The organism is Candidatus Binataceae bacterium (assembly GCA_035508495.1).
Lineage (GTDB): Bacteria > Desulfobacterota > Binatia > Binatales > Binataceae > JASHPB01.
Map to the genome: position 1 here is coordinate 29423 of DATJMX010000057.1, position 26154 is coordinate 55576.

Consider the following 26154-nt stretch of genomic DNA (forward strand, 5'->3'; position numbering starts at 1 on the left):
GCCAAAATTGACTGCTACAATTCACGCAATATCAATTGGCCGCCGCAACGACAAACCGAATGCCCGATGCAATATTCAGTTGCGCTGCGATTGCGGCAGTTGAGCGGAAGTCGGCTGAGCGTTCGGCGGCTTCATCCGATAAGGGTGGCCGCTCTTGTAGAGACCCCGCTCGTCGATCGCCGTCAACATGTCCCAGGGATCGTTGGCGTCGTAGGCATCGATTCCTTGCCGCGCCCGATCTACGGCGCTGTGAAAATCGCCCGCCTCCGCGTATGCGCTGGCCAGGGTCAAAAGATATTTGGGGTTCTTCCACGAAGTGAGATCGCAGGCCCTGGTCGCGAGCAGAACAGCCTGCTCGCCGTTGCGGACGCTGCCCAGCGGCGCCGTGCTCATTATCCACGCGAGAGCATTTAGCGCTTCGGGATCCTTGCCGTTCATCGCGACCGATTTCTTGAGATCTTCGTAGGACGGCTGCCACTCGCCGATCGCCATCAGAGCCTGACCCCGGCCCAGATAAGCCTGTGCTGACGGCGCAATCTGAATCGCCGCGGTAAGATCGTCAATCGCACGATCATTCTGCCCGCGCAGCCCATAGAGCCTGCCTCTTGCAGTGAGAGCGCCCGCGTCGGACGGCGAATAGCTCAGCGCCCGCGTCAAGTCCTCGATAGCCGCGGAGCTGTCGTTTCTTGCGGCGTCGATCGCGCCTTTGAATTCGTACTCCTGCGCGAGCGGCTTTATCGCGATCGCCTTGTTGATGTCGGCGAGCGCCGCATCGTAGTCACTCAACACAAATTGTCGAAGTGCGCGCAGGTCATAAACTGCGGCCATACGCGGATCGATCTGAAGAACGCGATCCAGATCGTCGATTGATCGTTTGGTTTCGTGAAGGTTCCAGTACGAGTTGGAGCGCCAGATGAGCGCAGTCGTGTCCCTCGGGTTGAGTGCGAGGCTTGCGTCGAAACGCGCGATCGCCTGCGGCTGACGGCCGAGCAGGTAAAAGGCAATTCCCTGGAGGTCGTCCGCGCTCGGCGCACCGGGAATCAGCGGGACGAAGATCAGCACCAGAGCGACGAATCCGTCCACCAGCACATGCGCGATTACGCAAGGCAGCAATCGTCTGCGCCACAGGTAAAGCGCAACCAGCGCGGCTTCCATCGGCGCGATTACGAGTAAGTAGTTCCGGCCCCAGAACGCGATATGCAGCGCCGACGGCAGCAGCCAGGCAGCCACAGCGGCAAGCGCCGTGCTGCCGGTGAGCATCTCGATCCTTTCGATGAAGAAGCCGCGGTCCGCCAGCTCCTCGACGCAGCCCGCCACCGTCGCGGTCAGCAGCATCATGGTCGGCGGCATCCCCAGGAGAAGCGCTGTTTGCCTGGGTGCGACTTCCGCGATTCCCATCAAATGTGGAAAAGGGCCGCCCACGAACACAACGTGATAAAGAAGCCCGACCACGAAGTTCAGAACCAGGATCGCGAAGAAAGCCCCGATCCCGATCAGGAAATCAGTTGTTCGAAGCGGCCGGATTCCGACCGAGCTCAGCGGCAAGCGCTCCCACCTCGTGATGATCACAAGCAGGAGCGCAAGGCCGGTCAGGCCCGCCGCGATTCCCTGGATACCGAGTAATTCCGACGCCGATAGTCCGTGCGGCAACGGCAGCAGCTTCACATGCGGAACGAAGGGGAACGCAAGCGCAACGATGAGACCCGCGATCGTGGCAGCGAGCGAAATGCCCGCGCCGCGCGCCGGGCCGGCCGAGCCAGAACCTACGGCCAACCCGATGCTGGCAGCCGCCGCCCCCTTGGTCCTCGCATCCACGAAGATGATTTAGCCGAAGCGGCGCTGAGACGCTAGCTCGACGTGGTATCAGCTTGACTCGCAGATAGCGACGCCGGCTCGAGCTTACAAAAAGAAAGGCGGCCCCGAAATCGGAGCCGCCCGTCGATGCGCTCGCGGTCAAACCTATTCGCCGTCGTGACGGTCGGTATAGATCTGATGGCTAATGCCGTTCTCGTCCTGGTTCAGCACACCTTGCTCGGGACGCGAGATGTGACCATCGTCGAAGTGTGCGTACTGGCGCTCCTGGTGGAGCACGCTGCGATCTTCGCTGCGCAACTGATGCGCTTCCTGGTGGGTGAGCTGGCCGTCGCGGACGCCCGCGGTGATGCGGCGGTTCTGGTTGGCAAGGCGCGAGTTGACCTCGACGCGCCGCGGATGATTGTAGCCCCACTGACCGGCGAAGCTGGTGCCGCTACCGAGCGCCATCGTTGCGATGACTCCCGCGATTGCCAACTTTGTCTTTAGATTCTTCATATGATCCTCACCCCGATTTGTTGGGTTATGTTCTGCGTTCTTGAAACTTAGACGCGAAGCCCGCGCGGTTCGTTTACATCTGCCACGAAAGAAAAAATCCTTGTTTTCCGCCGTGTTCTTTCATGACACATCGAAAGACCCGCGATGCGTCGTTCCCCGCACCAAAAGAGCGATAACAAAGGATATCTCAAGGCGCTGGGCGCGGTTTTCCGGGGAATGTTTCTTGCTGAATTTCCTTTCAAGGATAATTCGCCATGCCGGAAGAAGCCGCACTACAAAACGAAACACCCTTTGTCGAAGTTGGGCGCCCGATTCCGCGCCGCGATTCGCGTGTTGCCTGGCATACTCCGGGCCGCGTCGTCGCCGATTCGCCCGCGCCCTGCGACATGGTTCTCAATTGTTATGTTGACTTGCTGATGCAGTCGGACCATCGCCGGGCGATGGAAATAATCGAGGGCGCGGTCGCCTCGGGAATTCCCCTCGCCGAGGTCTACGTGCGTATCCTGCAGCCCGCTCTCGCCGAGATCGGACGGCGATGCGAAGCGAATCTCGCCACTGCCGCCGACCAGCGCTATGCGGCCACGATCACACAGCGGCTGATGGCGCGTCTTCAGGCTGAGGTGCCGCGTCAGGCGCGCCGCGGCCGTTCGATCGTCGCCGCATGCGTCGATGGCGATCAGCATGACATCGGTATCCTCATGCTGTCGGACCTGATCGATCTCGATGGCTGGGACGCGTATTGTGCCGGCGCTTGCGTGCCGACTCACGACCTGATCATCACGCTCGAACGCCGCAAGCCCAACGTGCTCGCGCTCTCGGCGACGATGCTCGGTGGATTGCTTCGCGTCGTCGACGTGGTCACCGAGATTCGTAAGTGCGGGGCGCTCCAAGGCCTTCGCATCATGGTCGGCGGGCGGATGTTCAACGAAGACCCTCATCTCTGGCGCAAGATCGGCGCCGATGGCTATGCGCGCGACGCGACCGACGCAGTGCTCCTTGCTAACTGGCTGATGAGCCCCGAGCGATGAAGCTGAGTCTCGTCCAGGAAGCGCAGGCCGCGAGCGCTGTCCTCATCTGTGACGGCGCGGGCCAAATCAAGCGCGTGCTGCGCGACACGATCGGACTGGAGGAAATCCTCATCGAGGGCAGACTGCTCCAGGACATTATCGGCGTCGGCAGCGCGGCCAAAGCCCGCGCATTCATCGAAGCCCTGCGCCTCGGCGAGCCGATCGAAGAATGGCAGCTCGAAATGCCAATCTTCGCGCGGCGCGTGTCGCTCTCGTTCGTGGGATGCGCGGTGCGATTTAATCATCTGCTGCTGGTCGCATCGCATTCGCGCTCAGGCCTGATCCGCACCTGCGAGGAACTGCTCGAATGCGACGGCAGCTCGGAATGTCCCGAGTCGGCGCTCAACCAGTTTCTCGCGGCATTGCGATCCGAACCGTTACCGCGGCCCCAGCCTTTTGATAACAACGCCAAACTCTACGGCGAACTCGACACGATGCAGCGCGAGCTGAGCGTGCGCAGCGCCGAGCTGAGTCGCGCCGCCGATCAACGCAATCGTCTCTACGCTGCCGTCGCGCATGACCTACGCAGCCCGCTTGCCGCGGTCAACGGCTACGCGAGCCTGATGTTGGAAGACGGCGACGGGGCGATGCGTCCCGAGGCGTGCGAGTCGCTCAGCCGCATCAAGGCGTCGAGCGAGTTCGCGATCGATCTGATCGACAGCCTCCTCGATCCTTCGGCGATCGAAAGTGGCCGCCTCGAGCTGAAAAAACGCGCCGTATGTTTGAGCGAGGTCGTCTCAGGCACGCTCGCGACCAACGAACTCTTCGCGCGCCAACGAAATGTGCACCTGAGCGCGACGCTGCCCGGCGATTTGCATCCCGCGCGCGTCGATCCCGGACGTATCGCACAGGTGCTGAATCATCTCGTCGCCAATGCGATCAAGTTTTCGCCGAGCGGCGCGAGCGTGAGCGTGAGCCTCGAGCAGTCGGGCGCCAACGCTACGCTCAGGATTGTCGATCAGGGTCCGGGGATGACCCGCGCGCGCCTCTCGCGGATACTCACGTCGCCCCAGATTCAGCGCGTCGGCGCGCAACCGCCGAAGCCCATCGGCATCGGCCTCGCGATCTGTCGCAAGGTCGTCGCCGCCCACGGCGGCCGCTTCGAAGTCGATAGCGAGCCCGGCGTCGGCTCAACCTTCACGATCGTCCTGCCGCTAAGCCAACATCACCCTCGCCTCGAGCATCCAACCACGCCCGCCGCGCACTAGCGCGCCTTCCATGGGTATCTCATTCTCTTCGGGCAGAGCGTGGGTGATCGAAGCGAACCCGAAAATGCGGAATAGCGTTCACGGCTTCTCGGCCGGGCGCACTTTCATCGCGACCATTTCGTCGACGAGCTTTTGGCGCTTGTCGATGATGCTCAGCATTTTGACTGTGCGGTACTGTTTCACTTCTTCGGCGGTATAGGGCTTGAAGTCGGCGGGGAGGCGATCCTTGCTGAATGAGCGCAGGATCCAGTTCATCACGTCGGCGACCTGCTCGTCGCTCAGTGCTGATTGCGACACGCCTGGTACTTCGATCAGATACTGACGCCCGCCGGGCACCTTCAAGAAATCGGCCACACCGCGCAGTGGCGGCGCCGTACCGGGAATTCCTTCGCCCTGCGGCCGATGGCATCCCCAGCAGTTCAGCATGTAGAGCTGCGCCGGCGGGTCGGCATTCGCGATCGCGGGCGCGAACATCACCAGCGCGAGCATCGCAGCGATACGTTTCACTTTGCGTCTCCCGCAGCCTTGAGCTCATCGAAAATTTGCGCGCGCTCGTTCTTCAGCTGCGATGGCGTCTCTTCGAGCGCGCGGCCAGCTTTAACTTCATCTGGCGTGATCGGCTGGAAATCGGCGGGTAGCTCGCTCGAGTTGTAACGCTCGAGCACTTCGTTGAGCGCCTCGGCGACATCGTCATCGCTCAGACTTGCGAATTGCGGCATCAGCCCGTTGTACGTCGTGCCTTTCACGTCGAGCGGGCCGCTCAAGCCGTTGAGTAAAACGTGCACGAGATACTGGCGGCCGCCGGGCTCGCGCACGTAGTTGCCAATCGAATCGGCCAGCGGCGGATACATGCCCGCGATTCCCTGCGCGTTCGACTGATGGCAAATCACACAGCGCTCAGTGAAGACTTGTCCCGTCGCCGGCGGAGCCTGGGCCGGCTTGTTCGAACATGAAGCGGCCGCGAGCATGAGCGCCGCGGCCCCGATCGCAATCCTCAAGCGCTATTTCGCTCCCACGATTTCGGCCGTCGAGCAGTGGTACATCATGGTCGGCGAGCCGAAGCACCAGATCAGATCGCTGTCGAGCTGCGTGCGGTAGAGCGGCATCTCGCCCTCGGTCCTGCCGCAGAGGCATCGTCCGCACGCCGATTGGCCGCAGCAATCGCGGTAGCTCACGATGTATTGCTTGCTGTCCGTCGGATGCGTGCAGGTCCCCACCCACGAGGTCGGCGACGGTGTCGCTCCGGGAGGGCAATCGTGCGAAGTGCCGCCGCAGCAGCTGCAGAGATAGCCATCGACGGCACAATACTTCCAATAATCGCAGCTGGTGTCGTCGTTGATGCCCTTGGGAGTTTTCTCGGCGGCAGCGGCGCTGTTCACCACGCGATCGATTGGCAGCAGCGGTATAAACGCAGCGCCCACGAGCAGCTTGCCGACGCGAGCGATAAAACTGCGGCGCGACGAGCGCTGCGCAACCGCACGGGTCATCCTTTCGACCAGGTTATCCATGATGCTCTCTCTCGGCGTGCCCGGACTGCTCGTGCCGCCTGGTAAGATACTCCTGAAGCGAAGCCACACCCATCTGCTTGGCCTGCACGATGCTCTCCAGATGCTCGCGCGTGTTGACAAGGCCTTTGCCGCGTACGACGCCTTCCTCGTCGATCAAAACCGCGTACGGCAACTTGCTGACGCGATAGGTCATGCCGAGCTCCGAGGAGAGCACGAGCGGGAATCCGTCGAGGCGTTCCTTGCGCGCGAAGTCGGCCTGCTCAGCGGGATCGCCGTCGCTGGTGAAAACGAGGTCGAGCCAGCGCGATTCCTTGGCCGCCATCGATTTCGCCGCCGGCAAAAGCTTCTTGCACACGGGGCACGTCGGCGACACGAACATCAGGAGGGTAGAGCGCTCGCGAGTATTGGGCGCGCCGATCGTGAGCGGGCGAGCGTCGAGCGTAGCAAGCTCGAAGACCGGCGAATGCTCGCCGATTTTGGGTCCCTTGTCGATCGTGAGCGCGCCCATCGGCGCGATTCGCTCGTGCAGCACTCCGATTTGCCGCACCAGCGCGAAGACCACGGCCGACAGCGCGACGATTGCGATCCACAGCACGATCTGAGAGATGACCAGCGCCTCATGCATCGCTCATCTCCGGCGCGGCGAGGCGCGGCGCGTTCGCGAGCAGAACATTTGCGGCGGCATAGACGAGAACGCTCGTGGCGGCTCCCAGAGCGATCGTCACGAGGTCGAGCGTTTCGAGCGCACGGCCAAATTGCGGCATCGCGGCCACCATCGCGAGTATCGCCAGCACGCCGTTGCGCACGACGAGCCGCCAACCGATCTTCTGATGCAGCGCGGGCCCGAAACATCCGCAATCGATATACACGCGGCCGCGCCAAAGGTTGATTGCGATCGCCGCGGTGAATACCGCGATCAGGGCGAACACAATCGCGGCGCCACACGAGCGAGTATCGGGAATCACGATCGCCACCGCAGCCGCGAGCTCCGTGGCCGGTATCGCAATCATCAGCAGAGGCGCAGTCGCTTCGGGCGCAATCCGATAATTCTCAAGCGCACCGCGAAATTCATCGAGGTCGGCGAACTTGATGATCGCTGACGCGGTAAAGATCGCGGCCAGCGCGAGCGTGGCGATCCATATGATAACCGGATCGATCATCACGGCCCCGAGACCAGGAACGGCGCACCGAGTTCCGTCAGCGTGCCGGCAAGTTTGCCGTCGTTAACTGTGTAAGCCTCGAGCTGGCCGGCCGGCGGGATCAGGTCGAGCACGTAGAGCATTGGCTTGTCCGCGTTGGCCGCGAAAATCGAATAGCCCTTGGTCTTGAGCTTGATCCGTTTCACCCGCGATTTCTTCGCGATGTCGAACACCCACACTTCGGTGCCGGTCTGCTTGTGCGTCCACTCGCCGCCCTGATGCATCAGCACAAAGAGCATCCCGCTTTTCGGCTCAACGGCGACCGTTTGCCATCCGCCTGGCCGCCACTTCTGCGCTTTGTCTGCGTTAGTCAGGAGCGGCCACGCGGGCTCAGGCACGGCCTCGTTGCCGGCGAGCTCAACGACATGCACGCTGCCATGATACGTGTCGAAGTAGGCCTTGGTGCCGGCGACGGCAGGCTGATCGAAAACAGGATCGTGGCTCGCATCGAAGAACGGCTTGCCCGGAACTTTGGCTTTTTCCTTGCCGCTGTCGTCGAGCTGAACGGTGAGCAGCGAGCCGTCGGCGCACATCGAATTGAACTGACGATTGCCCGAGACGATCGCCTGAACGCATCCGGGCGTTTCAATCTCGCCGACAAACTTGCGCGACTGCGTATCGACGACGCTGACCGAAGTCGCGGGGGTCATATTCTGAACCAGCACGAAGCGGCCGTCGGGCGTGATCGCCGCCGAGTCGCGCTTGGGAACGATCAGGAGGCGCTTGGGCGGCAGCTCGACTTCGGCCTGCCAGTTGAGCGTCTTCGCATCGAATATCGACACGACGTCGGTACGGGTGCCGCGCCAGCCGCGCGAGTAGAAGGTATCGATGGCGTAGAACTCGTGATGGTCGGGGGCAACGAGAAAGTTCGACAGGTAGCCGCCGCTCAACTGGCCGAGGATCTTCAAATGCTGCCCGTCGATTATGTCGAAGTGCGCGATGCTGGTGGTCGGAAAGCCCGCGTCAAGAACGAATACCCATCCCGGGCCAATCTCGGGCAGGGTCAGCGAGGTCATCTGATCGGGGGGGAGTTGCGCTCGCGCCGACACCGCGAGGGTCAGGACGAGCATCGAAAGATAGAAGACCAGGATGCGCTTGATCATGGGCCGCCGCTCCGCGGCATTGAGTGAACATCAACGCCGCGGTCCCGGTCAAGGAATCTGAACGCGCGTTCGAAGGTAACGCCAGAGTACGTAAGCTCGGATATGGGAAAGCGGGGTGACCTCGCAGTATAGCTATGCTACACAAGCTGTCGAACGGGACCTCGAAAACCGTTGGCAGTCTCCTTCGTTCATCGGTAAGAACTTCAGAAGCTTAACCCCGGTCCGGGAAAGCGCAGGCGTTTGATGAAGCAGGATCGCGGTGCAGTACGCGAGAAGATAATTGACGGCGCGCGCAAGCTGTTCGCCGAAAAGGGTTACGCCAACACTTCGATCCCGGACCTGGTGAATGCGGCCGGGGTCACGCGCGGGGCGCTTTATTTCTACTTCAAAAGTAAAGACGACCTGTTCGCGGAGGTTTTTGAACGCGTGCTGCGCGGGATGTTTGCGAAGACGCTCGCTGCGGCGGCCGAGGGTCCGACGCTGTGGGGGCGAATCCACAATGGCCGCGAGGCTTTCCTCGATTGCTGTAGCGAGCCCGAGGCCTACCGCATCGTGCTGGCCGATGGCCGCAGCGTGCTGAGCCCGGCGCGCCGGCGCGAGATCAGAAGCCGGATGGGCCCCGTGCAGGCAAATTTCGTGCAATCGATGGTCGCGGCGCTGAGGCAGGCGGGCGAAGTGCCGGGCACCCTTCCCCTCGAGCCGATTTCGTCGCTTATGACGGGAGCGTTCGAGGCCGCCGCAGTGCGAATCGCCGAATCCAACGACAAGCCCAAGGCGCGCCGCGAAATCAGCGAAACGCTTGATCTGTTTGTCAGCGCACTGCGCGCTTACGCCGAAAAGTTCGTGCCACGATCGTCCGCCTAAGCGGTGCGGGCGTCGCCCGGCTCCTTGTTCCATGCATTGATCAAATCGTCGGCCTCTTCGGGCTCGAGTCGGCCCTCTTTGACCGCACGCAGGATCTGCAGGATCGCCTCGTCGCGCGAGAGTTTTACTGTCGTGCCCGGACGCGGGATGTCGTCGGTATCGGTGTTGAACGATGAATCGCTTGAATGAGCGGCATCGTGCGTCGCACCAGCCGAACGGGGACGAGCGGCACGAGCGGCATCGCGCAGCGCGTCGCGCATCTCGCGCACGGCGCGGCGGATCTTCTCGCGCAGCTCGCGGCGCTCCTCGCGGGTGATGCTCGAGCCGGCGGCGGTCGCCTCGCGCAGCAGCTCGGTCAGATCGCGGCCCAGCTTGGCGAGCTGCTCCTTGATATCGTTCGGCACGCGGTTGCCGAGATCGGACATCGTGCGCTCGAGTTCGCCGATCGCCTCGCGGATACCGCGGCTCATGTCGCGCGTCACGTCGCGCACGAAGCTGCCCGAGCGGACGCCGCTGTCGGACACGAATTTGCCGACCGAATCGAGCACGGAGCTCACGAACTCGGGAATCTCCTCGCCAAGGTCGGCAGCGAAATCCTCGAACGGACCTCCGAAGCGCTTGCCGAAGCGGCCCTCGCGTCCGCAGTAGTCGCGGCCTTCGGCAGATGCGGTCGTAATAATGATGTCGGCAGAAGTGGTATCGAGCTCGAGGCGCGCACGCTCGGCGTTTTCGGGCTGCGCTCCTACTGTGCCCTCGACACGAGCGCGCCCCGTCCACTTGAGCCCGGCCGTATCGATTCCGTAGAGGCGGACCTTGCCCCATCCGGCGGAGGCCGCGATCGCGAGCACAGGCCCGCCATCGATTTCGACGTTGATCCGGCCGCGGCTCTTTATCGTGCAGGTCGTGCCGGGTTTGAACTGGCTGCGCACCTCGGCGGCGCCGCTCACGTCGAAGAGTTCGATCTTGCCGTCGGCGCGCGTGATACTCGCACGGCCGCCGACGAATCCGGCGGCGACATCGCCAGTGACGCCGTCGGCGACGAACTTGCCGCCGATTTTCCCAAACGCCAGGTTGCCGTTGATTTGCGTAGCGCGCACCTTGCCGCCGACAACGCTCGTTTCGACTGTCGCGGTATCGGCAACTTCGAGCGAGCCCGCTACGAGGCGCGACGTGATTCTGCCGCGCACTTCATAGAGCCGCGCACCACCCGCGATTTTTTCGATCGCTATATCGCCCGTGATGATTCCGCATTCGACCCCGCCCGCCACCTGCGAAACCTGGATCGACTTCGCGTCTTCAACCGTGAGCGAGCCGCTTATCTGCTCGGCCTCGATCGCGCCGGCGTGTTCCAGATGAGCATTGCCCGCGATTCGCGAGCGAATCGAAACAGCGCCGACGCGAGAGGCGTTAAAGTTGCCGCGCACCTTTTCCAGCGTGAGCGGGGCCGCCAGCTCGCGCACCTCGAGATTGCCGGCGGCGTCCATCACCTCGACGGTCACGCCCGGTGCCACCGTCACCGTCGCGTTGCTGCGCAGGCGGACCTCGGCGAGGCCCCCATCGCGCATCACTTCGGCATCTCTGCCGAGCTCGGTGACGCCCGCGCCTCCCGAGATTCTCAGGTTGCCGTCGGCGCGAATGATTCGAAGCGTTTCAATTCCTTTAAGATTAGATTCCATCGCCAGCTTCTCCGTTTGATCAGCGATTTTTTTGCGGTTCGGGTTCGTTGAGCGCGGCCAGCGCTTCTTCGGGCGAGATCCGGCCCGCTTTGAGATCGGCGAGCACGGAGCGTCGGCCTGTGGCGCTCTCGGTGGGTGGCACCTCTTCGGCGGCCTCACCCTTCACCGGGTAGCCGAGCGCGCGAATCACGTCATCAAGACGACCGCGCACGGTGGGATACGACACACCGAGCTCGCGCTCGACGTCGCGGATACTGCCACGGTTCTTGATGAAGACCTCGACGAAGTCGATTTGCGCGGGCGAGAGCCGCAGCAGGGGCGGCATCGAGAATTCGCCCTCGATACCGATGTCGCACTTGGCGCACTCGAGCCGAGCGACGCTAAGCGCGCCATCGCAGGACGGACACTTAAGAATAAGCGGCCTCATGTGCAGTATATTAAACTAGAAATTAATTAAGTCAATATCAAAGTTAAAAGACTTAAGAACGAATTTACCACGGAGGGCACTAAGGATTAGAAGGGCAGCCCTTCCTTCCCTTGGTGTCTTCGTGAACTTTGTGGTGGCTTTTTTCCGTTATCTGCTCGGCGTGGGATGCTGCTGGCTCAGGCAGTGCACTGAGCCGAGGCCCCACACCAGATCCGTACTTGGAACGCCGACGACGCGGCGGCCTGGCAGGAGGCGCGCGAGCGTGTCGGCGGCGATCTTGTCGGCGGGACAGCCGAAGGTCGGCATCACGACTCCGCCGTTGGCTATATAAAAGTTGGCGTATGACGCGGGCAGGCGCGTGCCGTCGTGAACGACCGCGGGTGGCATCGGCAACGTCTCGATTCGAAACGGGGGTCCGTCCTGATCGCGCATCGCGCGCAGCTTGCGCAGATTTTCCTGGAGCACTTCGTAGTTGGCGTCGGCGGGATCGTTCTCGACGACGGTGACGATCTTCTCGGGTGCGACGAAGCGTGCGAGGTCATCTATATGACCGTCGGTGTCGTCGCCTTCGATTCCGTCGCCGAGCCACAGCACGTTCGATACGCCGAGGTAGGTCTTGAGATAGTCTTCGATCTTCTCTCGTGTGAGATCGGGATTGCGATTGGGATTCAGCAGGCACGATTCGGTCGTGAGCAGCGTGCCCGCGCCGTTGACGTCGATCGATCCGCCTTCGAGCACGATTCCGGGCTCAATAAACTCGAAGCCGTAGCGCGCGGCGAGTTTCTGCGGGACGACATCGTCGAGATCGAACTCGCCGTACTTCTCGCCCCACGAATTAAATTTCCAGTCGAGTGCGATCTGCGCAGGCCCTGCGCCCGTGATTCGATTGACGAAGATCGGACCGTGATCGCGCGCCCACGAATCGTTGGTCGGGAGCACGAACGCCTCGACGTTGCGTATAATCGCATCGTTGCCGCGGGCCGCCTCGCGAATCAGCGCGGCGGCATCCGGCATCGTGGCTTCGTCCTTTAACAGTAGCCGCACCGGCTCGAACTGCGCGATCGCCGCGACCATCGCGGCGTAAAGCGGCGGAATCACTTCGAACATGCCCGGCCAGGTTTCGCGATTATGCGGCCAGACGAGGTAGCAGGCCTCGTGCGGCGCCCACTCCGGCGGCATCCGGTAGTTCGCGAGGAGCCGGCGATGCTCAGGCGGAATCGACTTCACGTTTATGAACGATAGCGCCGCGTGAGGTCGCCGTAGGCATCGATTCGGCGGTCGCGCAGGAACGGCCAGTTGCGCCGCGTGTACTCGATCTTCTTTAGATCGCATTGGACGACCAGCGTCTCTTCGTCGGTGGTGCTCGCGCACGCGATCACTTCGCCGAACGGATCCGCCACGAAGGAGTGGCCCCAGAATTCGAGCTCGCCTTCGACGGCGACGCGATTCACCGCGGCGACGTAGACACCGTTGGCGATCGCGTGGCTGCGCTGGATCGTCTCCCATGCGTTCTGCTGCTTGGGCCGCACTTCCCTGGGCTCGCCGTGCCACCATCCGATAGCGGTCGGATAAAAAAGGATCTGCGCGCCGGCCATCGCGGTCAGCCGCGCCGCCTCGGGGAACCATTGGTCCCAGCACACGAGGACGCCGATCGGCCCGTGCGGCGTCGGATGCGCCACGAAGTCGAGATCGCCGGGCGTGAAATAAAACTTTTCGTAGTATCGCGGATCGTCGGGGATATGCATCTTGCGGTAGCGCCCCACGATCTTGCCGTCCGGACCGATTACGACCGAGGTGTTGTGGTAAACGCCGGGGGCGCGCTTTTCGAAGAGCGAGGCGACGATCGTGATCTTGCGCGCGAGCGCGATCGATCCCAGCATCTCGGTGGTCGGGCCGGGAATCTGCTCGGCGAGATCGAACAGCGCCGGATCCTCGACCTGACACATGTAATGCGAGGCGAAGAGTTCCTGCGTGCATACGATCTCGGCGCCGCGCTTGGCGGCTTCCTCGATCCGCGCGATGGCCTTGGCGAGATTGACGCGCGGCTCAGGATCGCAAGCCATCTGGATGAGCCCGACAGAGAGAATGTCCTTTTCACGAGCCATCTAAGATCAGATAGCAACCGCGCAATTCTCACGCTACTAATTTATTGAGTGGTGGCGGCGCAAGCTGCATCCAAGACTTCGCAGAAAAAGATCACCACCAAGGCACCGAGACGCTAAGAAAAAAAAGGGGCGCCTGTTCAACCCCTTCGTGCCTTTGTGTCTTCGTGGTTATTTCTTCCACTGCCGATCGTCGCGTATCAGCGGTCCATCAGGATCAAAATCCCGCGATGCGGTTGCATGCCCCTTGCTGTGATACTCTAATAGCTCGGCGCCAAGGAATCCGCCGCGCAATTTTTCGCGACGCTGCTCGCCGTTGATAGCCGGGTCCTGCGCAAGGGAAGGCCGCGAACCCCGCCAGGTCCGGAAGGAAGCAACGGCACCGGCCGCCACCCTGTGCCGCAGGGGTGCCTGGCTATCATTCGACGGGCAGCGTCGCTATTTAGATACTCGCGATGGCCGCATCTCCAGCTTCACATCTCGTACTCGCCCGCAAATGGCGCCCGGAACGCTTCAGCGAGCTGGTCGGCCAGGAGCACGTCACACGCACACTCACCGCGGCGCTCGAGCGCGGCCGGATCGCGCACGCATTCTTGTTCACCGGAATTCGCGGCGTCGGCAAGACCACGGCGGCGCGAATCCTCGCGCGATGCCTCAACTGCGAGAAGGGTCCCACCGCCGAGCCGTGCGGAGAATGCGCCGCCTGCGTTGAGATTCGCGCCGGGCGCGCCCTCGACGTAAGCGAGATCGACGGCGCCACCTATCGTAAAATTGACGACGCGCGCGCGATTATCGAAAACCTCAGCTACCGGCCCGCGCGCGACCGCTTCAAGATTTACATTATCGACGAGGCGCATCAGCTCACCGACCAGGCTTTCAACGCGCTGCTGAAAACGCTCGAAGAGCCGCCGCCTCACGTCAAGTTTATTCTCGCCACCACCGAGCCGCAGAAGATGCCTGAGACGATCCTCTCGCGGCTCCAGCGCTACGACTTCCGCCGAATTCCATACACGACGATCCTCGAGCGCATGAAAGAGCTCGCCTCGCGCGAGAATGCCGAGGCCGAGGAGGCTGCGCTGCGCGTGCTCGCGCGTGAGGCGGGCGGCAGCATGCGCGATGCCGAGCGGATGCTCGAAACGGCGATCGCCTCGGGCACCGATGGCAAGGTGATCGAATCCGAAGTCGCGGCGTCGCTCGGAGTCGCGAGCCGCTCGACGGTGTTCAAAATCGCCGATGCGATCGTCGATAAGAATGCCGCCGCGGCGCTGCGTCAGGTGCGCGAGCTGGCCGCGCGCGGCGCGAACCTCGAATCTCTCGGCCGCGACCTGCTCGAAACGCTGCGCAACCTCGCAGTCGCGAAGTTGCCGGCCGATGGCTCCCAGAGCCCGCTCGACGATATTCCCGATCACGAAGTGACCGAGCTCAAACGCATCGCGGCCAAGCTCAGCTCGCGCGACGTGATGCGCCTCTTCCGCCTGCTCGCCGACACGCAGGAGCAGGTGATCAAGTCGCCGTATCCCGATTTGCTGCTTGAGATGGCCGTGGTGCGGATGGCGTCGCTCGCGCCGGTCGTCGATGCGGACGAGTTGATGCGGATGCTCGAAAAGGGCGCGCCTACCTCATCGGGCGGAACGCCATCTTCGAGCGGAGGATCGCGTCCGCTCAGTATGCCCGCAGCTCCGCCGCCTCCCGCCGGAACGCGCAAGCTTCGCGTCGAAGGCGAGGTAAAGGCCGACGCTCCTTTGCGTCCAGCTCCGCAGGCGCCTCCTCCGCCGCCGGTCACGAGCGGCGAGCGCGAGCTGCCCGAACTGCGCGATTTTATCCGCAGCAAGCGCGCTGCGCTCGCGGGCTTCATGGAGCAGGGCGCCGCGCTCGCGCTGAGCCCCGAAGGCGACCTGCTGACAGTCACGCCGCGCAACGACATCTACGTTCGCTATCTAAATGACAACAAGGCCGTGATCGCCGAGCTCGCAACGGAACATTATGCGCGTCCGATGCGCGTCGAGCTTGCGCAGTTCAATCCCGCGGCGCCGGTAAGGCCCGCGCCGCCTTCGAGCACGAGCGCACCGGCGAACGCCGCAGCGAGCGCTCCGGCCACGGCCGCACCATCACGTCCCGCTCCCGAGCCCGAGCCTGAAGAGCGGACGCTGAAGCTCACGATCGATCCCGTGCCTCCGCCAGCGAATCCCGGTGCGCCGCGGCGGAGTGCAACTCCAGAGGAACGCACCGCACTCCTCGCCGAGCCCACGATGCGCCGAATCGTTGATACGCTCGAAGCGCGCCTCGTTGAAGTGCGCATCCCGGCTCCCGGCACCAAAGAGGAATCGTGAAGTCCCGCCCGCGCGGGTGGAGTTGATCATGGCAGATTTCGATTTCGCCTCGTTGATGCAGCAGGCCCAGGCATTCCAGGAAAAACTGCGCCAGATGCAGGAAGAGGTCGCAACCAAAACCGTTGAGGCGCAATCCGGCGGCGGCATGGTGCGTGTGACCGTCGACGGCGGCCTGCGTGTGCGGCGCATCGAAATTGACCAGACGCTCATCGCCGCCAACGACAAGCCGATGCTCGAGGATCTGATCGTCGTCGCCGTCAATGACGGCCTCGCGCGCGCCCAACAGCTCGTCAGCGAAGAGATGGGCAAGATGGGCCCGCTGGCTGGCCTCAAGATCCCCGGCTTTCCGGGCGCGTAGCGAATCGCGATGGCGGAGAACCTGAAGCGCGGCGACGGATTGCCGCCCGCGATGACGCGGCTCGTGAAGGAACTCTCGCGCCTGCCCGGAATCGGCGAGAAGACTGCCTCGCGTCTCGCCTTCAATCTGCTCAATCGTCCGCGTGACCAGGTGATTGCGCTTGCGGAGTCGCTGCTCGAAATGAAAGAGCGCGTCGGCCTTTGCGCCGAATGCTTCGCGCTGTCGGATAATCCGCGATGCCAGATCTGCGAAGACCCGCAGCGCGAGCGCGATTTGATTTGCGTCGTTGAAGGCCCCGCCGATCTTATGGCGCTGGAGCGCGCGCGCTCATTCGGCGGGTTGTATCACGTGCTGCACGGCGCGCTGTCGCCGCTCGACGGAATCGGCCCCGACGACATCAAGATGCGAGAGCTGGTGATGCGCGTCAGCCCGCCCGCCGAGGTCCGCGAAGTTATAATCGCGACCAACGCGACGGTCGAAGGCGAAGCAACAGCGCTCTATATCGCCCGCACGCTGAAACCTCTCGGCGTAAAAGCCACGCGCCTGGCCCGCGGCCTCCCCGCAGGCGGCGACCTCGAATACTCCGACTCTGCCACCCTCGCCAGCGCCCTCACGGGTCGGCGCGAACTCTAACTCTGAGAATAGAAAACAATGTCCTGGGGCGGGCGTCCCTGCCCGCCATTAAGACGGCGCGTTGCGCGCCCTCGATATCTGCCCAAAAGGTGGCGCGGAGAAAGCTCCGCGCAATCAACGGCGGGCAGGGACGCCCGCCCCACTATATTCCTGAGTCACTTGAGCAAAGTCTGCGGAGTTGAGGGATCTTTGGTGGCACCGAAAGTGCCGGCACCGGTTAGCGCGCGAAGCGCTTTCCTTTTTGTTTCCTGAGGAGGAGCGCTGACGCGCTCCCGCTGCCGATCTCGCCTTGCAACCGCTTTCGGCGTGGCGGTAAGGTAAGGATCGAGTCGAACGATCAGCCCATTTTCGTTAATTCCGGCTTGCCGGATCTGCTTAAACCTGGCCCGATCCTGACGCCAATTGCGCGTCCGGTCGGCGAAAGAATGGAGTCCCGATCATGGCATTCGAACTTCCCAAGCTGCCATACGCCATCGATGCGCTCGCGCCAGCGATCTCCAAGGAGACGCTCGAGTTTCACCACGGCAAGCATCACAACGCCTACGTGACGCGCCTCAACGAATTGCTCCCGACGAGCAAGTTCGCCAACGCCACCTCGCTCGACGAGATCGTCAAGCAGGCCGAGCCCGGTGTGCTCTTCAACCAGGCCGCGCAGCACTGGAATCACAGCTTCTACTGGAAGAGCCTCGCGCCCAAGGCGGGTGGAGAGGCCAAGGGTCCGGTGGCCGACGCGATCAAGAAAGCATTTGGCGATTTTGCGACCTTCAAGCAAAAGTTCACCGAAGCCGCGACCGGGCATTTCGGGAGCGGATGGGCCTGGCTGGTGAAGGACAAGGACGGCTCAGTCAAAGTGACTTCGACCCACGATGCCGGATGCCCGATTCGCGACGGTCAGACACCGCTAATCACCTGCGACGTATGGGAGCATGCGTACTATATCGACTATCGCAACGCGCGCCCCAAGTACGTCGAGGCGTTCTGGACGCTCGTTAACTGGGAGTTCGCCAACGACAACCTGAAGTAAGCAACTAGTTGGGTGAACGATGCGGGCGAGTCAAGCGCAGTGCTCGTATCGGCAACTTCCCTTCCCGGTGCGGGAAGGGGGATCAGAGGCGGCCCTTGAAAGGTCCGCTGAGATCATTCACGAAAAAGAATGAGCGCCGGGCTTGCGCCCGGCGTTTTTTTTCGCGTATGCGGGAAGGTGGAGGGAACGCAGATGCAGACTCTCGAAAACCGAATCGCGATTATTACCGGCGGCACGGGGGCGCTCGGCCGCGCCGTGGCCGAAAACTTTCTCGTCGCGGGGGCCAAGGTCGCCATCCCCTACGTGGTCGATGCTGAAGTGCCGATGCTGCGCGAGCGGCTCGGCAACCGCTTTCCCGACACGCAGTACCTGGTGCGCAAATCGGACGTCGGCGTCGAGGCGCAGGTCAAGCAGTTTACCGACGAGGTCGCATCGAAGTGGGGCCGGGTCGATATTCTCGTCAACCTGGTCGGCGGTTTCTGGGGCGGCAAACCGATCGCCGAAACCACGCTCGACGAATGGCAGAGCATGATCGATCTGAACCTGCGCACCGCGTTCCTTGCCGCACGTAGCGTCGTACCGATCATGCAGCGCAACAAGTACGGCAGGATCGTGTCGGTGACTTCGCGCAGCGGACTCTCAGGGGCGGGTGACTTCGCCGCCTACGCGGTCGCGAAAGGCGCGATCGCAACTTTGACCGCATCGCTCGCCGAAGAAGTGCTGGGCGACAACGTGCTCGTCAACGCGATCGCACCGAGCACGATCGACACGGAGGCGAATCGCAAGGCGATGCCCAAGGCAAAGCACGAGAACTGGGTGAAGCCGGAGGACATCGCACGCACGCTCAACTACTTGTGTTCAGAGGACTGCCAAGTGACATCGGGCGCGGTGGTACCGGTATACGGCCGCGCCTGATTGCTGAGTCCGTGAATGCATCCAATTCGCGCGCAGCTTCTGGAATAGCCTCTCCGGCGGCTGCGGCCGATGGCCGTAGCCGCGCACAGGAGAGGGATTTCCGAGTTCGCGCCGAGTTGACCGATAGTTAGTTCGAGCTGGCCGACGCGCGGCCGGGCCTTGTCACGGAGCGCCGAGGCAATGCGAGGCGGTCGGCGATGATTCGGTAGGCCGATACGTTGATGCCCATGCCGCAGTGGCTGCCTGGGATCTCCACGTTTTCGACCGTGCGCAGCTCACTATGGTCGATGCAGCTTTGCCAGTGGACGATTCCATCACTGCGCGAATAGAGCACCGTGATCGGCACGCCGATGGGCGCGATGTCGTTGATCATCATGCCGCAGCGGCAGCTTTCGCTGAGGCATCCGTCGGCCCTGCCGCGGAGCATCGCCATCGAGCGCGCGACGGCCTGCACCGCAACGTTGGCGGCGTCGCGAGGCTGCCGAATCGGCGCGCCGAGCGTGATCACACGCTCAACCGCATCTGGATGAATCCGGGCGAGCTCGCGCGCGTAAACGCCGCCGAGGCTCTGGCCGATCACCACAATTCGCTGAGCGAACCGCTCGCGCGCCTGGAGCAGCCGCGAACTCAGGCTGCGCACGGTGTCGCGCGGGCAATCCGAGTTCGAAACGATGCCACCGAAGATCGTGCGATGGCCGCGGCGATGCAAAAAATTCGCGAGCGGGATTAACGAGCTGTCACCGGCCATGAAGCCCGGAATCAGCATCACGATCTTGCGCTGCGCGGGCTCGACCGCGGGCCACGTGCTGGTGATCGCGCTCCACAGAGTCATCGTCGCTTCGAGGGGAACACGGAACTCGCCGAGTGCATCGAAAAGCGACGGCCGCCTGAGATTTGTGCCGTTGAGAGAGGAGTATGCTGCTGCGTTCGCCATATGCTTTCCGTTCCGGCAGCTCGCGGTTTCTGGCGTCACTTCGGACGGCGTCAGCAGAAGCGAAACCGCCGCCTCATCCACCACCTGCCCTTATTTTGATCATAACCATTATTTCACAATGCGTTCAACATAAGTGAAGTTCAACGGCTGAGATCTGGACGATAGTCGCACTAAACGGCCAGGACATCAAATGCTGAAGGAAAGCGCGGATTTGCGTTTTTCGGCGAGAGATTGCAGCGTTGCGCTGCGTAAAATCTGATTTGTGCTGTCGCGGACCTGGCGCCATACGTCGCGCATCGCGCATGGATTATCGCGCGAGCAGGGCGCTCCCGCGCGATCATCAAGGCATTCGACGGGATTGTAGTCGCCCTCGATTATTTCGACGACATCGGCCATAGAGATCCGTCCGGGTGGCCGCGCGAGCAGGTAGCCGCCACTGGGGCCTTTTTGGCTGACCACTAAGCCGCCGCGCTTGAGCTCGATCAGCAGGCGCCTCAGGTAGTTCTCAGGCAGGCCCTGCCGCTCGGCGATTTCCTCGACGCGGGTCGGTTTTCCGCCCGGAAAACGCTCGGCCAGCATCAGCAGAGCCTTGACCGAGTAATCCACTCCGACGCCAAATTTCATTGCATTCCTGAGGTATTTCTAGCAGAAGTGACGAGAACATTAAATAGTTGACTTGATAAGTCATGTAATTAGTTGACTAAGGTACTCATCAAAGTTACGTTTTCCAAAGTATCGAGGAGAATTGTCTGTGCCGAAGAGGGTAGCGCCTGCGTGGGAAATGGTCTTGAAGCGCAATTCCGTCGAGCGCCTCAAGCATGAGTTGTTTCCCACCGAGCTAGCCAACCAATGGCAGCGGCTGGCTGACACGTCCTACGAAAAACTGCCGGAGGAGGACATCGTGCGTCTCCAATGGTTCGGGATGTATCACGACAAGCCGAAGATCGGCACCTTCATGATGCGCGTCAAGATTCCGAGCGGCATCCTGAGCGCGCGAGGCCTCCGCACAATTGGCGAGATCTCCGAAGAATACGGCCGCGGCGAGGGCGAGCTCACGACGCGCCAGAATATCCAGCTTCATTACATCACGCTCGACAAGGCGCCTGCGATTTTCGACAAGCTCAAGTCCGCCGGTCTTACGACGATGGGCGGATGCGGTGACGTGGTGCGCAATATCACCGGATGCCCGGTCGCGGGCGTCGATCGCAACGAGCTGTTCGACGTAACCGGAGAGGTGCGCGACGCAGCGGAATTTTTCTACGGTAATCGCGAGTACTCCGACCTGCCGCGCAAGCACAAGATTTCGATCGCCTCGTGCGTCCATCAATGCAACGCGCCCGAGATTAATTGCATATCGCTGGTCGCGATGATTCGCGATGGACGCGAGGGCTTCGCCGTGCGCGTCGGCGGCGGGCAATCTTCGACGCCGCGGCTGTCGCGCCATCTCGGCGTTTTCATCACCCGCGAGCAGGTGATTCCGGTTCTGCGCGCGATTCTCGACGTATGGCGCCTCACCACCGAGTACCGGATCTCGCGGGTCAAGGCGCGGCTCAAGTTCATGATCGACGACTACGGCGTCGAGGAGTTCCGCAAGCTGGTCGAAGATCGGCTCGGCGCGCCGCTCGAGAGCCTCGACGAGATGCCGCTGCCCGACGACGAGAGCGATCACATGGGAATCCATGCGCAGAAGCAGGCGGGGCTCTTCTACGTCGGCTTCCCGGTTTATCTCGGCCTGATGAGCGGCAAGCAGATGCGCGAGGTCGGCGAGCTCGCGGAATCGTACGGCGGCGATATCCGGCTCACGCGGCGCCAGAATTTCATCCTCGCCGGAATTCCCGAGGCGCGCCTCGAGGAAGTGATCGCCAAGGTCGCCGAGATCGGATTTCCGCTCGACGTCAACGGCCTGTACGCGTCGTCGATCGGATGTATCGGCGATCCGCATTGCAATTACGCGGTGACGCCGACGAAGACCAAGCTCGCATCGATTATCGAGCGGCTGTCGACACAGTTTGGCGATGCGGTCGGTGACCTCAAGCTGAATCTCGATGGATGCCCTCACGCGTGCGCTCAGCACTGGACTGGCGACATCGGCCTCCAGGGCACGACGGGACGCGGTCCCAACGGCGAGCCGCTCGAGGCGTTCGACATTATCCTGCGCGGCGGGCTCGGGCGTGATGCCGCAATCGGGAAGCCTCTATTGCGGCGGGTGCCATCGGAGCAAGTCGAAGACCAGGTGGCGCGCCTGTTCGCTGGTTATCTTGCGCAGCGCTCAGCCAATGAGACTTTCAGCCGCTTCTGCGTTCGCACACCAGACATCGATTTGATCGCGATTGCCCAGGGAGAGTCGGCAGCCGCACAGGCCGCCGCTCAATAGGATTCCTACTCGACAACGACCGGAGCCAGCCGTGGAACAGCAAATCGAAAAGCCCGAATTGACTCTTCAGATGGACGAACTCGAAGCGGGCGAAGCCGCGGTCGAGCTCGACGATAAGGAACCGCAGGAGGTGCTGGCCTGGGCGATGGATCGCTTCGGCAGCGAACTCGCGATTTGCTCGAGCTTTCAGGCCGAAGGATGCGCGCTGATCGACATGGCGGCCAAGATCGATCCGAAGATTCGCGTCTTCACGATCGACACCGGCCGCACGCCGCAGGAAACCTACGACCTTATCGACAAGGTTCGCGACCGCTACGGAATCAAGACCGAGATTTTTCTGCCCGACACGCGCATCGTCGAGCAGATGCTCACCCGGCACGGCAACAACCTATTCTATCGCGATATCAACCTGCGCCTGCTCTGCTGCCAGGTCCGCAAAGTGCTGCCACTGCGCCGCGCGCTCATGAACTACAGCGCGTGGGTGACGGGACTGCGCCGCGACCAGTGGGCGACGCGCTCGAATATCCGCAAGATCGAGATCGATCACGATCACGGCGGAATCGTGAAGCTCGCGCCGCTGGCGGATTGGACCGACGAGGAAGTCTGGGATTACATCCGCGCCAACGACGTTCCTTACAACGAGCTCTACGACAAGGGCTACAAGTCAATCGGATGCGCCCCATGCACGCGCGCCGTCGGCGAAGGCCAGGATCCGCGCGCGGGCAGATGGTGGTGGGAAACGGGCGCACCCAAAGAATGCGGCATGCACTGCTCAATCGAAACCGGCGGCTTCGAGCACGAGCTAGCCGCGCTGCTCGGGCATAACGGCAAAGCGCACTAATCGCATCCGACAGCCTCTTTTCTGATCTCCTCTCCTAGTCCAGGGAGAGGTGCAGCGCATAGCACTCAGCGCAAGCATCACGCTAACGGAACGTAATGAAAGCGCTGGCGCGATGTCTGGCACCGGCCCCTTTGGGGGCCTCGACGTCGCTCGGGATGACGGTCTTTTTCGCCGATTGAATAAATAGCTAATGGGGTGCGTTGCCGGGCCCCAACACGTGCGGCGCGTCTCGCGCAAACACGCTATCATCTCGAATCATCCGATGGCCGATACTTCCGACATGGCGATCGAGCTCGATGCGTTGCAGCGTGATGTTCTGATCCCCCAAATCGATGCGTTCCTTGATGCGACGAGCGATCCCGCCGCGCGCGAGGTCTATGAAGCGCTGCGCGAGGCCGTCGCGGCGATGTCGATTCCGGCGCAGCTGCAGGCGCGCCTCGGCGCAATCGTCGAGGTCGCGCTCACCAGCGGCCGTGTGCGCAAGCTCTTCGGCCCTGGTGCCGAGCTCGCGCTCAATTCGCTCTTCATGAAGACGCCGCGCGGACGCGAGATCGCAGCGTCGATCGCCGAGCTCAACCAGGCGCTTGGCGAGCTGCGCGGACAGGAGATCGAGCACATCACGACGACGCAGCGGAGCCCCGGCGCGTATTCGCTCACGATCAAGACCGGCAAGTGCCAGATCGTCGTCCGCTTCGAAGCCGCGGGTGTGCGAGTCGAAAGCCTCGAACTCGACGTCGGCGGCTGACCGCGCGCGAATCGAACACGCTTCCCGCGCGTGATAGAGTCCTTTGCGTCGCGAAGTTGCTGCCCGACTAATTGCTCGCTCCGGAACTGCCCGAAATGATTCGCTCCCGTTTGCAAACTCTTTTCGTCAGACCGGCTGCCTCGATCCTGCTTGGCTTCGCAATGGTCGTGACGCTCGCGGCTCGCGCCAGCGGTGCATCGCCGTCAGCGACGCTGAGTCCAACGCCCGCGCCATCGGCCTCGCAGTCATCCGCCGCGACTGCTTCGGCGATGCCGAGCGCGACTGCGACACCCGTGGCCGAATCGCACGCGACTTCGCCACAAGGTGTGCTCAGCTACCTCGGCGACGCGATCAACTGGTATCGCCATCTCAACGTCGAGGCGCAGCTCGTCGACGAGCCGAGCGAAACCCTCTTCTATGCCGAGGATCGCCAGACCGCGACCGATATCCTCTCGCTCGCCTTTGAGTACGCGCGCAAGGCTGCCGACTTCCTCGCCAAGTCATCGGGCAAGAACCTGACCCTGACGGGCGCGCGCGCATCCGATACCGCCGTCGGCACGAAGCTCGCCGCGATTCAGCAGGAGCTGAATCAGGCGCAAGCGCGGCTCAAGCTTCTGCAAGCGCAACTCACTCGCGCGCGCGGCAAACAGCGCGACGTGCTCGCGTCGCAGGTGGTCGCGGCGCAGGGCGAGGTCGATCTCGCGCAGGCGCGCGCCGATGCGTTGACTTCGATCATCGAGTATCAGACCGGCACCTCGTCGCCCGAGCAATCAAGCGGACTTCATGGGCAAATCGACGAGCTGCAGAAATCGATTCCCGAAAGCGAGCAATCACCGCAGAAGAACCCTGGCGCGCCGGCCACACCGGCTCCGGCGTTCAAGCCCGCTCAGAGCTCGGGGACCACGGGCTTTGTGTTCGACCTGCTGGCACTCAGGCACAAGCTCGATCTGCTCGATCAGACGCTCACGCAGACAAGCGTCTTTATCAGCGACGTGACGCGCGTGCGCGATCCCTTTCTGAAGAGCATCCAGGAACTCGATTCGCGCGGCACCGAGTTCGCCAGGAGCGCCACGAGCGCCGACGCCGCCACGCTGCGCAAACGCAAGAAGGAATTCGACGCGCTGATCGAAGAGCACAAGGCGCTCGCCGCGGTTGCGCTGCCGCTCAGCAAGCAGCTCCTCCTGCTCGACGCATACAGCAACAATGTCGAGCGCTGGCGCGACGCGATTCGGCTGCGGATGCGCCAGGATATCCGCAGCCTGTCGATTCGGCTCGCGGGTATTGCGCTCGCCTTCCTGCTGATCTTCGGCCTTGGCCTTCTGTGGAAAAGCCTGACGCTGAAGTACGTCAAGGATGTGCGCCGCCGCGGCCAGGTGCTCGCTGCGCGCCGCCTCGTTGTCGGTGTGCTCGTGGTTATAGTGCTGCTGATCACGTTCTCGGATCAGCTCGGCTCATTTGCGACGATTCTTGGCTTTGCGGCGGCGGGCGTCGCGGTCGCACTCCAGAACGTGATTCTCTCGATTGCCGGCTATTTCTTCCTCATCGGCAGGTTCGGGATCAAAGCCGGCGATCGCGTGCAGATCAGCGGCGTCACCGGCGATGTTATCGACGTTGGTCTCGTAAAGCTGAGCCTGATGGAGCTCGGCGGCAACGGCAATCATTTGCAGCCCACCGGCCGCGTCGTGGTTTTTTCAAACGCCGTCGTCTTTCAGCCCAACGGCAATTTCTTCAAACAGGCGCCCGGCACCAGTTTCGTCTGGAACGAGATTCGCCTGACGCTCGCGCCCGATTGCGATTATCGGCTGGCTGAGAAGCGTCTTACCGACGCCGTTGACCAGGTTTATGCCCGCTATCGCGAACAGGTGCAGGGCGACTATCGGCACCTCGAGCGCGATCTCAATATCATCCTCGATTCGCCAAAGCCGCAGAGCCGCCTCAGCCTCAGTTCGTCGGGCCTCGAAGTGATAATCCGCTATCCCGCCGAGACGCGGCGCGCGGCGCAGGTCGCGGATGAAGTGGCGCGGCGCACGCTCGACGCGATCGCCCGCGAGCCGGCGCTCCGCCTCGTCACCGGCACGGCAAATATCCAGGCGGTGCCGATACCGGCGTCGGACGGCGCGGCCGCCGAAAAAGAATCAGCCTAAACGATTTTCAGACCGAACTGCCCGCGACGTTGTCGATAATGTCGGCGAGCTCGGGAATCCTGAACCGCTCGCCGCTGTAGGCCTTCCACATCAGGAAGACCCATAAGCACGCGAACGCGATCCCGATAATCGTCAACAGAAAATTCAGCACGGCGCCGAGCGCATGCGGCAGTACGCCGATGAAAACACTGAAGACGATATAGACCGCGAACCACGCGATCGAAAAGCCGATCGACTGGCGCGCATGGAAGCGCACGAACTCGTCCTGGTTGTAGGGTTCGAGGTAAAGGAAAATGATGCCGGTGACGAAACCCAGCAGATAAGTAAGCGCCGCGATCACATTGTTTTGCTTGCCGGCTGCCTCACCGTTCATCGAGTAATTTCCTCCTGGC

General features: G+C 62.4%; 27 protein-coding genes and 1 other RNA gene. 13 read left to right on the top strand and 15 right to left on the bottom strand.

What is annotated here, in order from left to right; all coding sequences use genetic code 11:
- Nucleotides 1-75 precede the first annotated feature (75 nt).
- Both VMA09_18080 and VMA09_18085 read right to left on the bottom strand, forming a co-directional pair.
- Nucleotides 76-1773, bottom strand: a complete 1698-nt coding sequence (locus VMA09_18080) for a tetratricopeptide repeat protein (protein HUA35524.1) — start codon at nt 1771-1773, stop codon at nt 76-78.
- A 186-nt stretch (nt 1774-1959) separates the two neighbouring features.
- On the bottom strand, nt 1960-2310 hold the full coding sequence (locus tag VMA09_18085) for a hypothetical protein (GenBank protein HUA35525.1): 351 nt from the start codon (nt 2308-2310) through the stop codon (nt 1960-1962).
- Between the two features lie 254 nt (nt 2311-2564).
- On the opposite strand from VMA09_18085, the gene VMA09_18090 reads away from it, so the two are divergent.
- Both VMA09_18090 and VMA09_18095 read left to right on the top strand, forming a co-directional pair.
- Entirely contained in the window at nt 2565-3338 is a 774-nt protein-coding gene (locus VMA09_18090; protein ID HUA35526.1) for a cobalamin-dependent protein, read from the top strand.
- On the top strand, nt 3335-4585 hold the full coding sequence (locus tag VMA09_18095) for a HAMP domain-containing sensor histidine kinase (GenBank protein HUA35527.1): 1251 nt from the start codon (nt 3335-3337) through the stop codon (nt 4583-4585). Before VMA09_18090 ends, VMA09_18095 begins: the two co-directional genes overlap by 4 nt.
- 78 nt (nt 4586-4663) lie before the next feature.
- On the opposite strand, the gene VMA09_18100 is transcribed toward VMA09_18095, so the two are convergent.
- The 6 genes from VMA09_18100 to VMA09_18125 are packed head-to-tail and all read right to left on the bottom strand — an operon-like array spanning nt 4664 to nt 8395.
- A complete protein-coding gene (locus VMA09_18100; protein ID HUA35528.1) occupies nt 4664-5092 on the bottom strand; it encodes a cytochrome c in 429 nt (142 codons plus the stop codon).
- Nucleotides 5089-5583: a cytochrome c gene (locus tag VMA09_18105; protein ID HUA35529.1), complete on the bottom strand. Its 495-nt coding sequence runs from the start codon at nt 5581-5583 to the stop codon at nt 5089-5091. Before VMA09_18105 ends, VMA09_18100 begins: the two co-directional genes overlap by 4 nt.
- 3 nt (nt 5584-5586) lie before the next feature.
- On the bottom strand, nt 5587-6093 hold the full coding sequence (locus VMA09_18110) for a methylamine dehydrogenase light chain (GenBank protein HUA35530.1): 507 nt from the start codon (nt 6091-6093) through the stop codon (nt 5587-5589).
- Nucleotides 6086-6718, bottom strand: a complete 633-nt coding sequence (gene mauD / locus VMA09_18115; GenBank protein HUA35531.1) for a methylamine dehydrogenase accessory protein MauD — start codon at nt 6716-6718, stop codon at nt 6086-6088. Before mauD ends, VMA09_18110 begins: the two co-directional genes overlap by 8 nt.
- Nucleotides 6711-7253, bottom strand: a complete 543-nt coding sequence (locus tag VMA09_18120; protein ID HUA35532.1) for a MauE/DoxX family redox-associated membrane protein — start codon at nt 7251-7253, stop codon at nt 6711-6713. The genes mauD and VMA09_18120 overlap by 8 nt, the downstream gene beginning before the upstream one ends.
- Nucleotides 7253-8395, bottom strand: a complete 1143-nt coding sequence (locus tag VMA09_18125) for an amine dehydrogenase large subunit (protein ID HUA35533.1) — start codon at nt 8393-8395, stop codon at nt 7253-7255. Before VMA09_18125 ends, VMA09_18120 begins: the two co-directional genes overlap by 1 nt.
- 243 nt (nt 8396-8638) lie before the next feature.
- Here VMA09_18125 and VMA09_18130 point away from each other — a divergent pair, with 243 nt between their 5' ends.
- Nucleotides 8639-9259, top strand: coding sequence for a helix-turn-helix domain-containing protein (locus tag VMA09_18130; protein HUA35534.1), 621 nt, complete (start codon nt 8639-8641; stop codon nt 9257-9259).
- Here VMA09_18130 and VMA09_18135 read toward each other — a convergent pair.
- From VMA09_18135 to VMA09_18150, 4 genes are all read right to left on the bottom strand, one after another.
- Nucleotides 9256-10935, bottom strand: coding sequence for a hypothetical protein (locus VMA09_18135; protein ID HUA35535.1), 1680 nt, complete (start codon nt 10933-10935; stop codon nt 9256-9258). The two genes, VMA09_18130 and VMA09_18135, sit on opposite strands and share 4 nt — an antisense overlap.
- A gap of 19 nt (nt 10936-10954) precedes the next feature.
- On the bottom strand, nt 10955-11362 hold the full coding sequence (locus VMA09_18140) for a DUF2089 domain-containing protein (GenBank protein HUA35536.1): 408 nt from the start codon (nt 11360-11362) through the stop codon (nt 10955-10957).
- Between the two features lie 147 nt (nt 11363-11509).
- Nucleotides 11510-12589 (bottom strand): agmatine deiminase family protein, encoded by a 1080-nt coding sequence (locus tag VMA09_18145; GenBank protein HUA35537.1) that lies wholly within the window; start codon nt 12587-12589, stop codon nt 11510-11512.
- Between the two features lie 2 nt (nt 12590-12591).
- Entirely contained in the window at nt 12592-13467 is an 876-nt protein-coding gene (locus VMA09_18150; GenBank protein HUA35538.1) for a carbon-nitrogen hydrolase, read from the bottom strand.
- Between the two features lie 318 nt (nt 13468-13785).
- On the opposite strand from VMA09_18150, the gene ffs reads away from it, so the two are divergent.
- From ffs to VMA09_18180, 6 genes are all read left to right on the top strand, one after another.
- Nucleotides 13786-13884, top strand: an RNA gene (ffs, locus tag VMA09_18155) — signal recognition particle sRNA small type.
- Nucleotides 13885-13919: 35 nt separating this feature from the next.
- Nucleotides 13920-15794, top strand: coding sequence for a DNA polymerase III subunit gamma/tau (gene dnaX, locus VMA09_18160; protein ID HUA35539.1), 1875 nt, complete (start codon nt 13920-13922; stop codon nt 15792-15794).
- A gap of 28 nt (nt 15795-15822) precedes the next feature.
- A complete protein-coding gene (locus tag VMA09_18165; GenBank protein ID HUA35540.1) occupies nt 15823-16152 on the top strand; it encodes a YbaB/EbfC family nucleoid-associated protein in 330 nt (109 codons plus the stop codon).
- Between the two features lie 9 nt (nt 16153-16161).
- Complete coding sequence (gene recR, locus VMA09_18170; protein HUA35541.1) at nt 16162-16785, top strand: recombination mediator RecR; 624 nt, start codon at nt 16162-16164, stop codon at nt 16783-16785.
- A gap of 439 nt (nt 16786-17224) precedes the next feature.
- Entirely contained in the window at nt 17225-17809 is a 585-nt protein-coding gene (locus VMA09_18175) for a superoxide dismutase (GenBank protein HUA35542.1), read from the top strand.
- 192 nt (nt 17810-18001) lie between these two features.
- Nucleotides 18002-18724: an SDR family NAD(P)-dependent oxidoreductase gene (locus VMA09_18180; protein HUA35543.1), complete on the top strand. Its 723-nt coding sequence runs from the start codon at nt 18002-18004 to the stop codon at nt 18722-18724.
- Between the two features lie 127 nt (nt 18725-18851).
- On the opposite strand, the gene VMA09_18185 is transcribed toward VMA09_18180, so the two are convergent.
- Complete coding sequence (locus tag VMA09_18185; GenBank protein HUA35544.1) at nt 18852-19658, bottom strand: hypothetical protein; 807 nt, start codon at nt 19656-19658, stop codon at nt 18852-18854.
- 186 nt (nt 19659-19844) lie between these two features.
- Entirely contained in the window at nt 19845-20282 is a 438-nt protein-coding gene (locus VMA09_18190) for an Rrf2 family transcriptional regulator (protein HUA35545.1), read from the bottom strand.
- 127 nt (nt 20283-20409) lie between these two features.
- Here VMA09_18190 and VMA09_18195 point away from each other — a divergent pair, with 127 nt between their 5' ends.
- From VMA09_18195 to VMA09_18210, 4 genes are all read left to right on the top strand, one after another.
- Nucleotides 20410-22032, top strand: coding sequence for a nitrite/sulfite reductase (locus tag VMA09_18195; GenBank protein HUA35546.1), 1623 nt, complete (start codon nt 20410-20412; stop codon nt 22030-22032).
- A gap of 31 nt (nt 22033-22063) precedes the next feature.
- On the top strand, nt 22064-22873 hold the full coding sequence (locus VMA09_18200; protein HUA35547.1) for a phosphoadenylyl-sulfate reductase: 810 nt from the start codon (nt 22064-22066) through the stop codon (nt 22871-22873).
- A gap of 262 nt (nt 22874-23135) precedes the next feature.
- On the top strand, nt 23136-23618 hold the full coding sequence (locus tag VMA09_18205) for a hypothetical protein (protein ID HUA35548.1): 483 nt from the start codon (nt 23136-23138) through the stop codon (nt 23616-23618).
- Nucleotides 23619-23713: 95 nt separating this feature from the next.
- Nucleotides 23714-25762: a hypothetical protein gene (locus VMA09_18210; protein HUA35549.1), complete on the top strand. Its 2049-nt coding sequence runs from the start codon at nt 23714-23716 to the stop codon at nt 25760-25762.
- A gap of 7 nt (nt 25763-25769) precedes the next feature.
- On the opposite strand, the gene VMA09_18215 is transcribed toward VMA09_18210, so the two are convergent.
- The gene (locus VMA09_18215) at nt 25770-26135 is read right to left on the bottom strand and encodes a DUF4870 domain-containing protein (GenBank protein ID HUA35550.1); all 366 of its coding nucleotides are present in this window, start codon (nt 26133-26135) and stop codon (nt 25770-25772) included.
- Nucleotides 26136-26154: the final 19 nt, after the last annotated feature.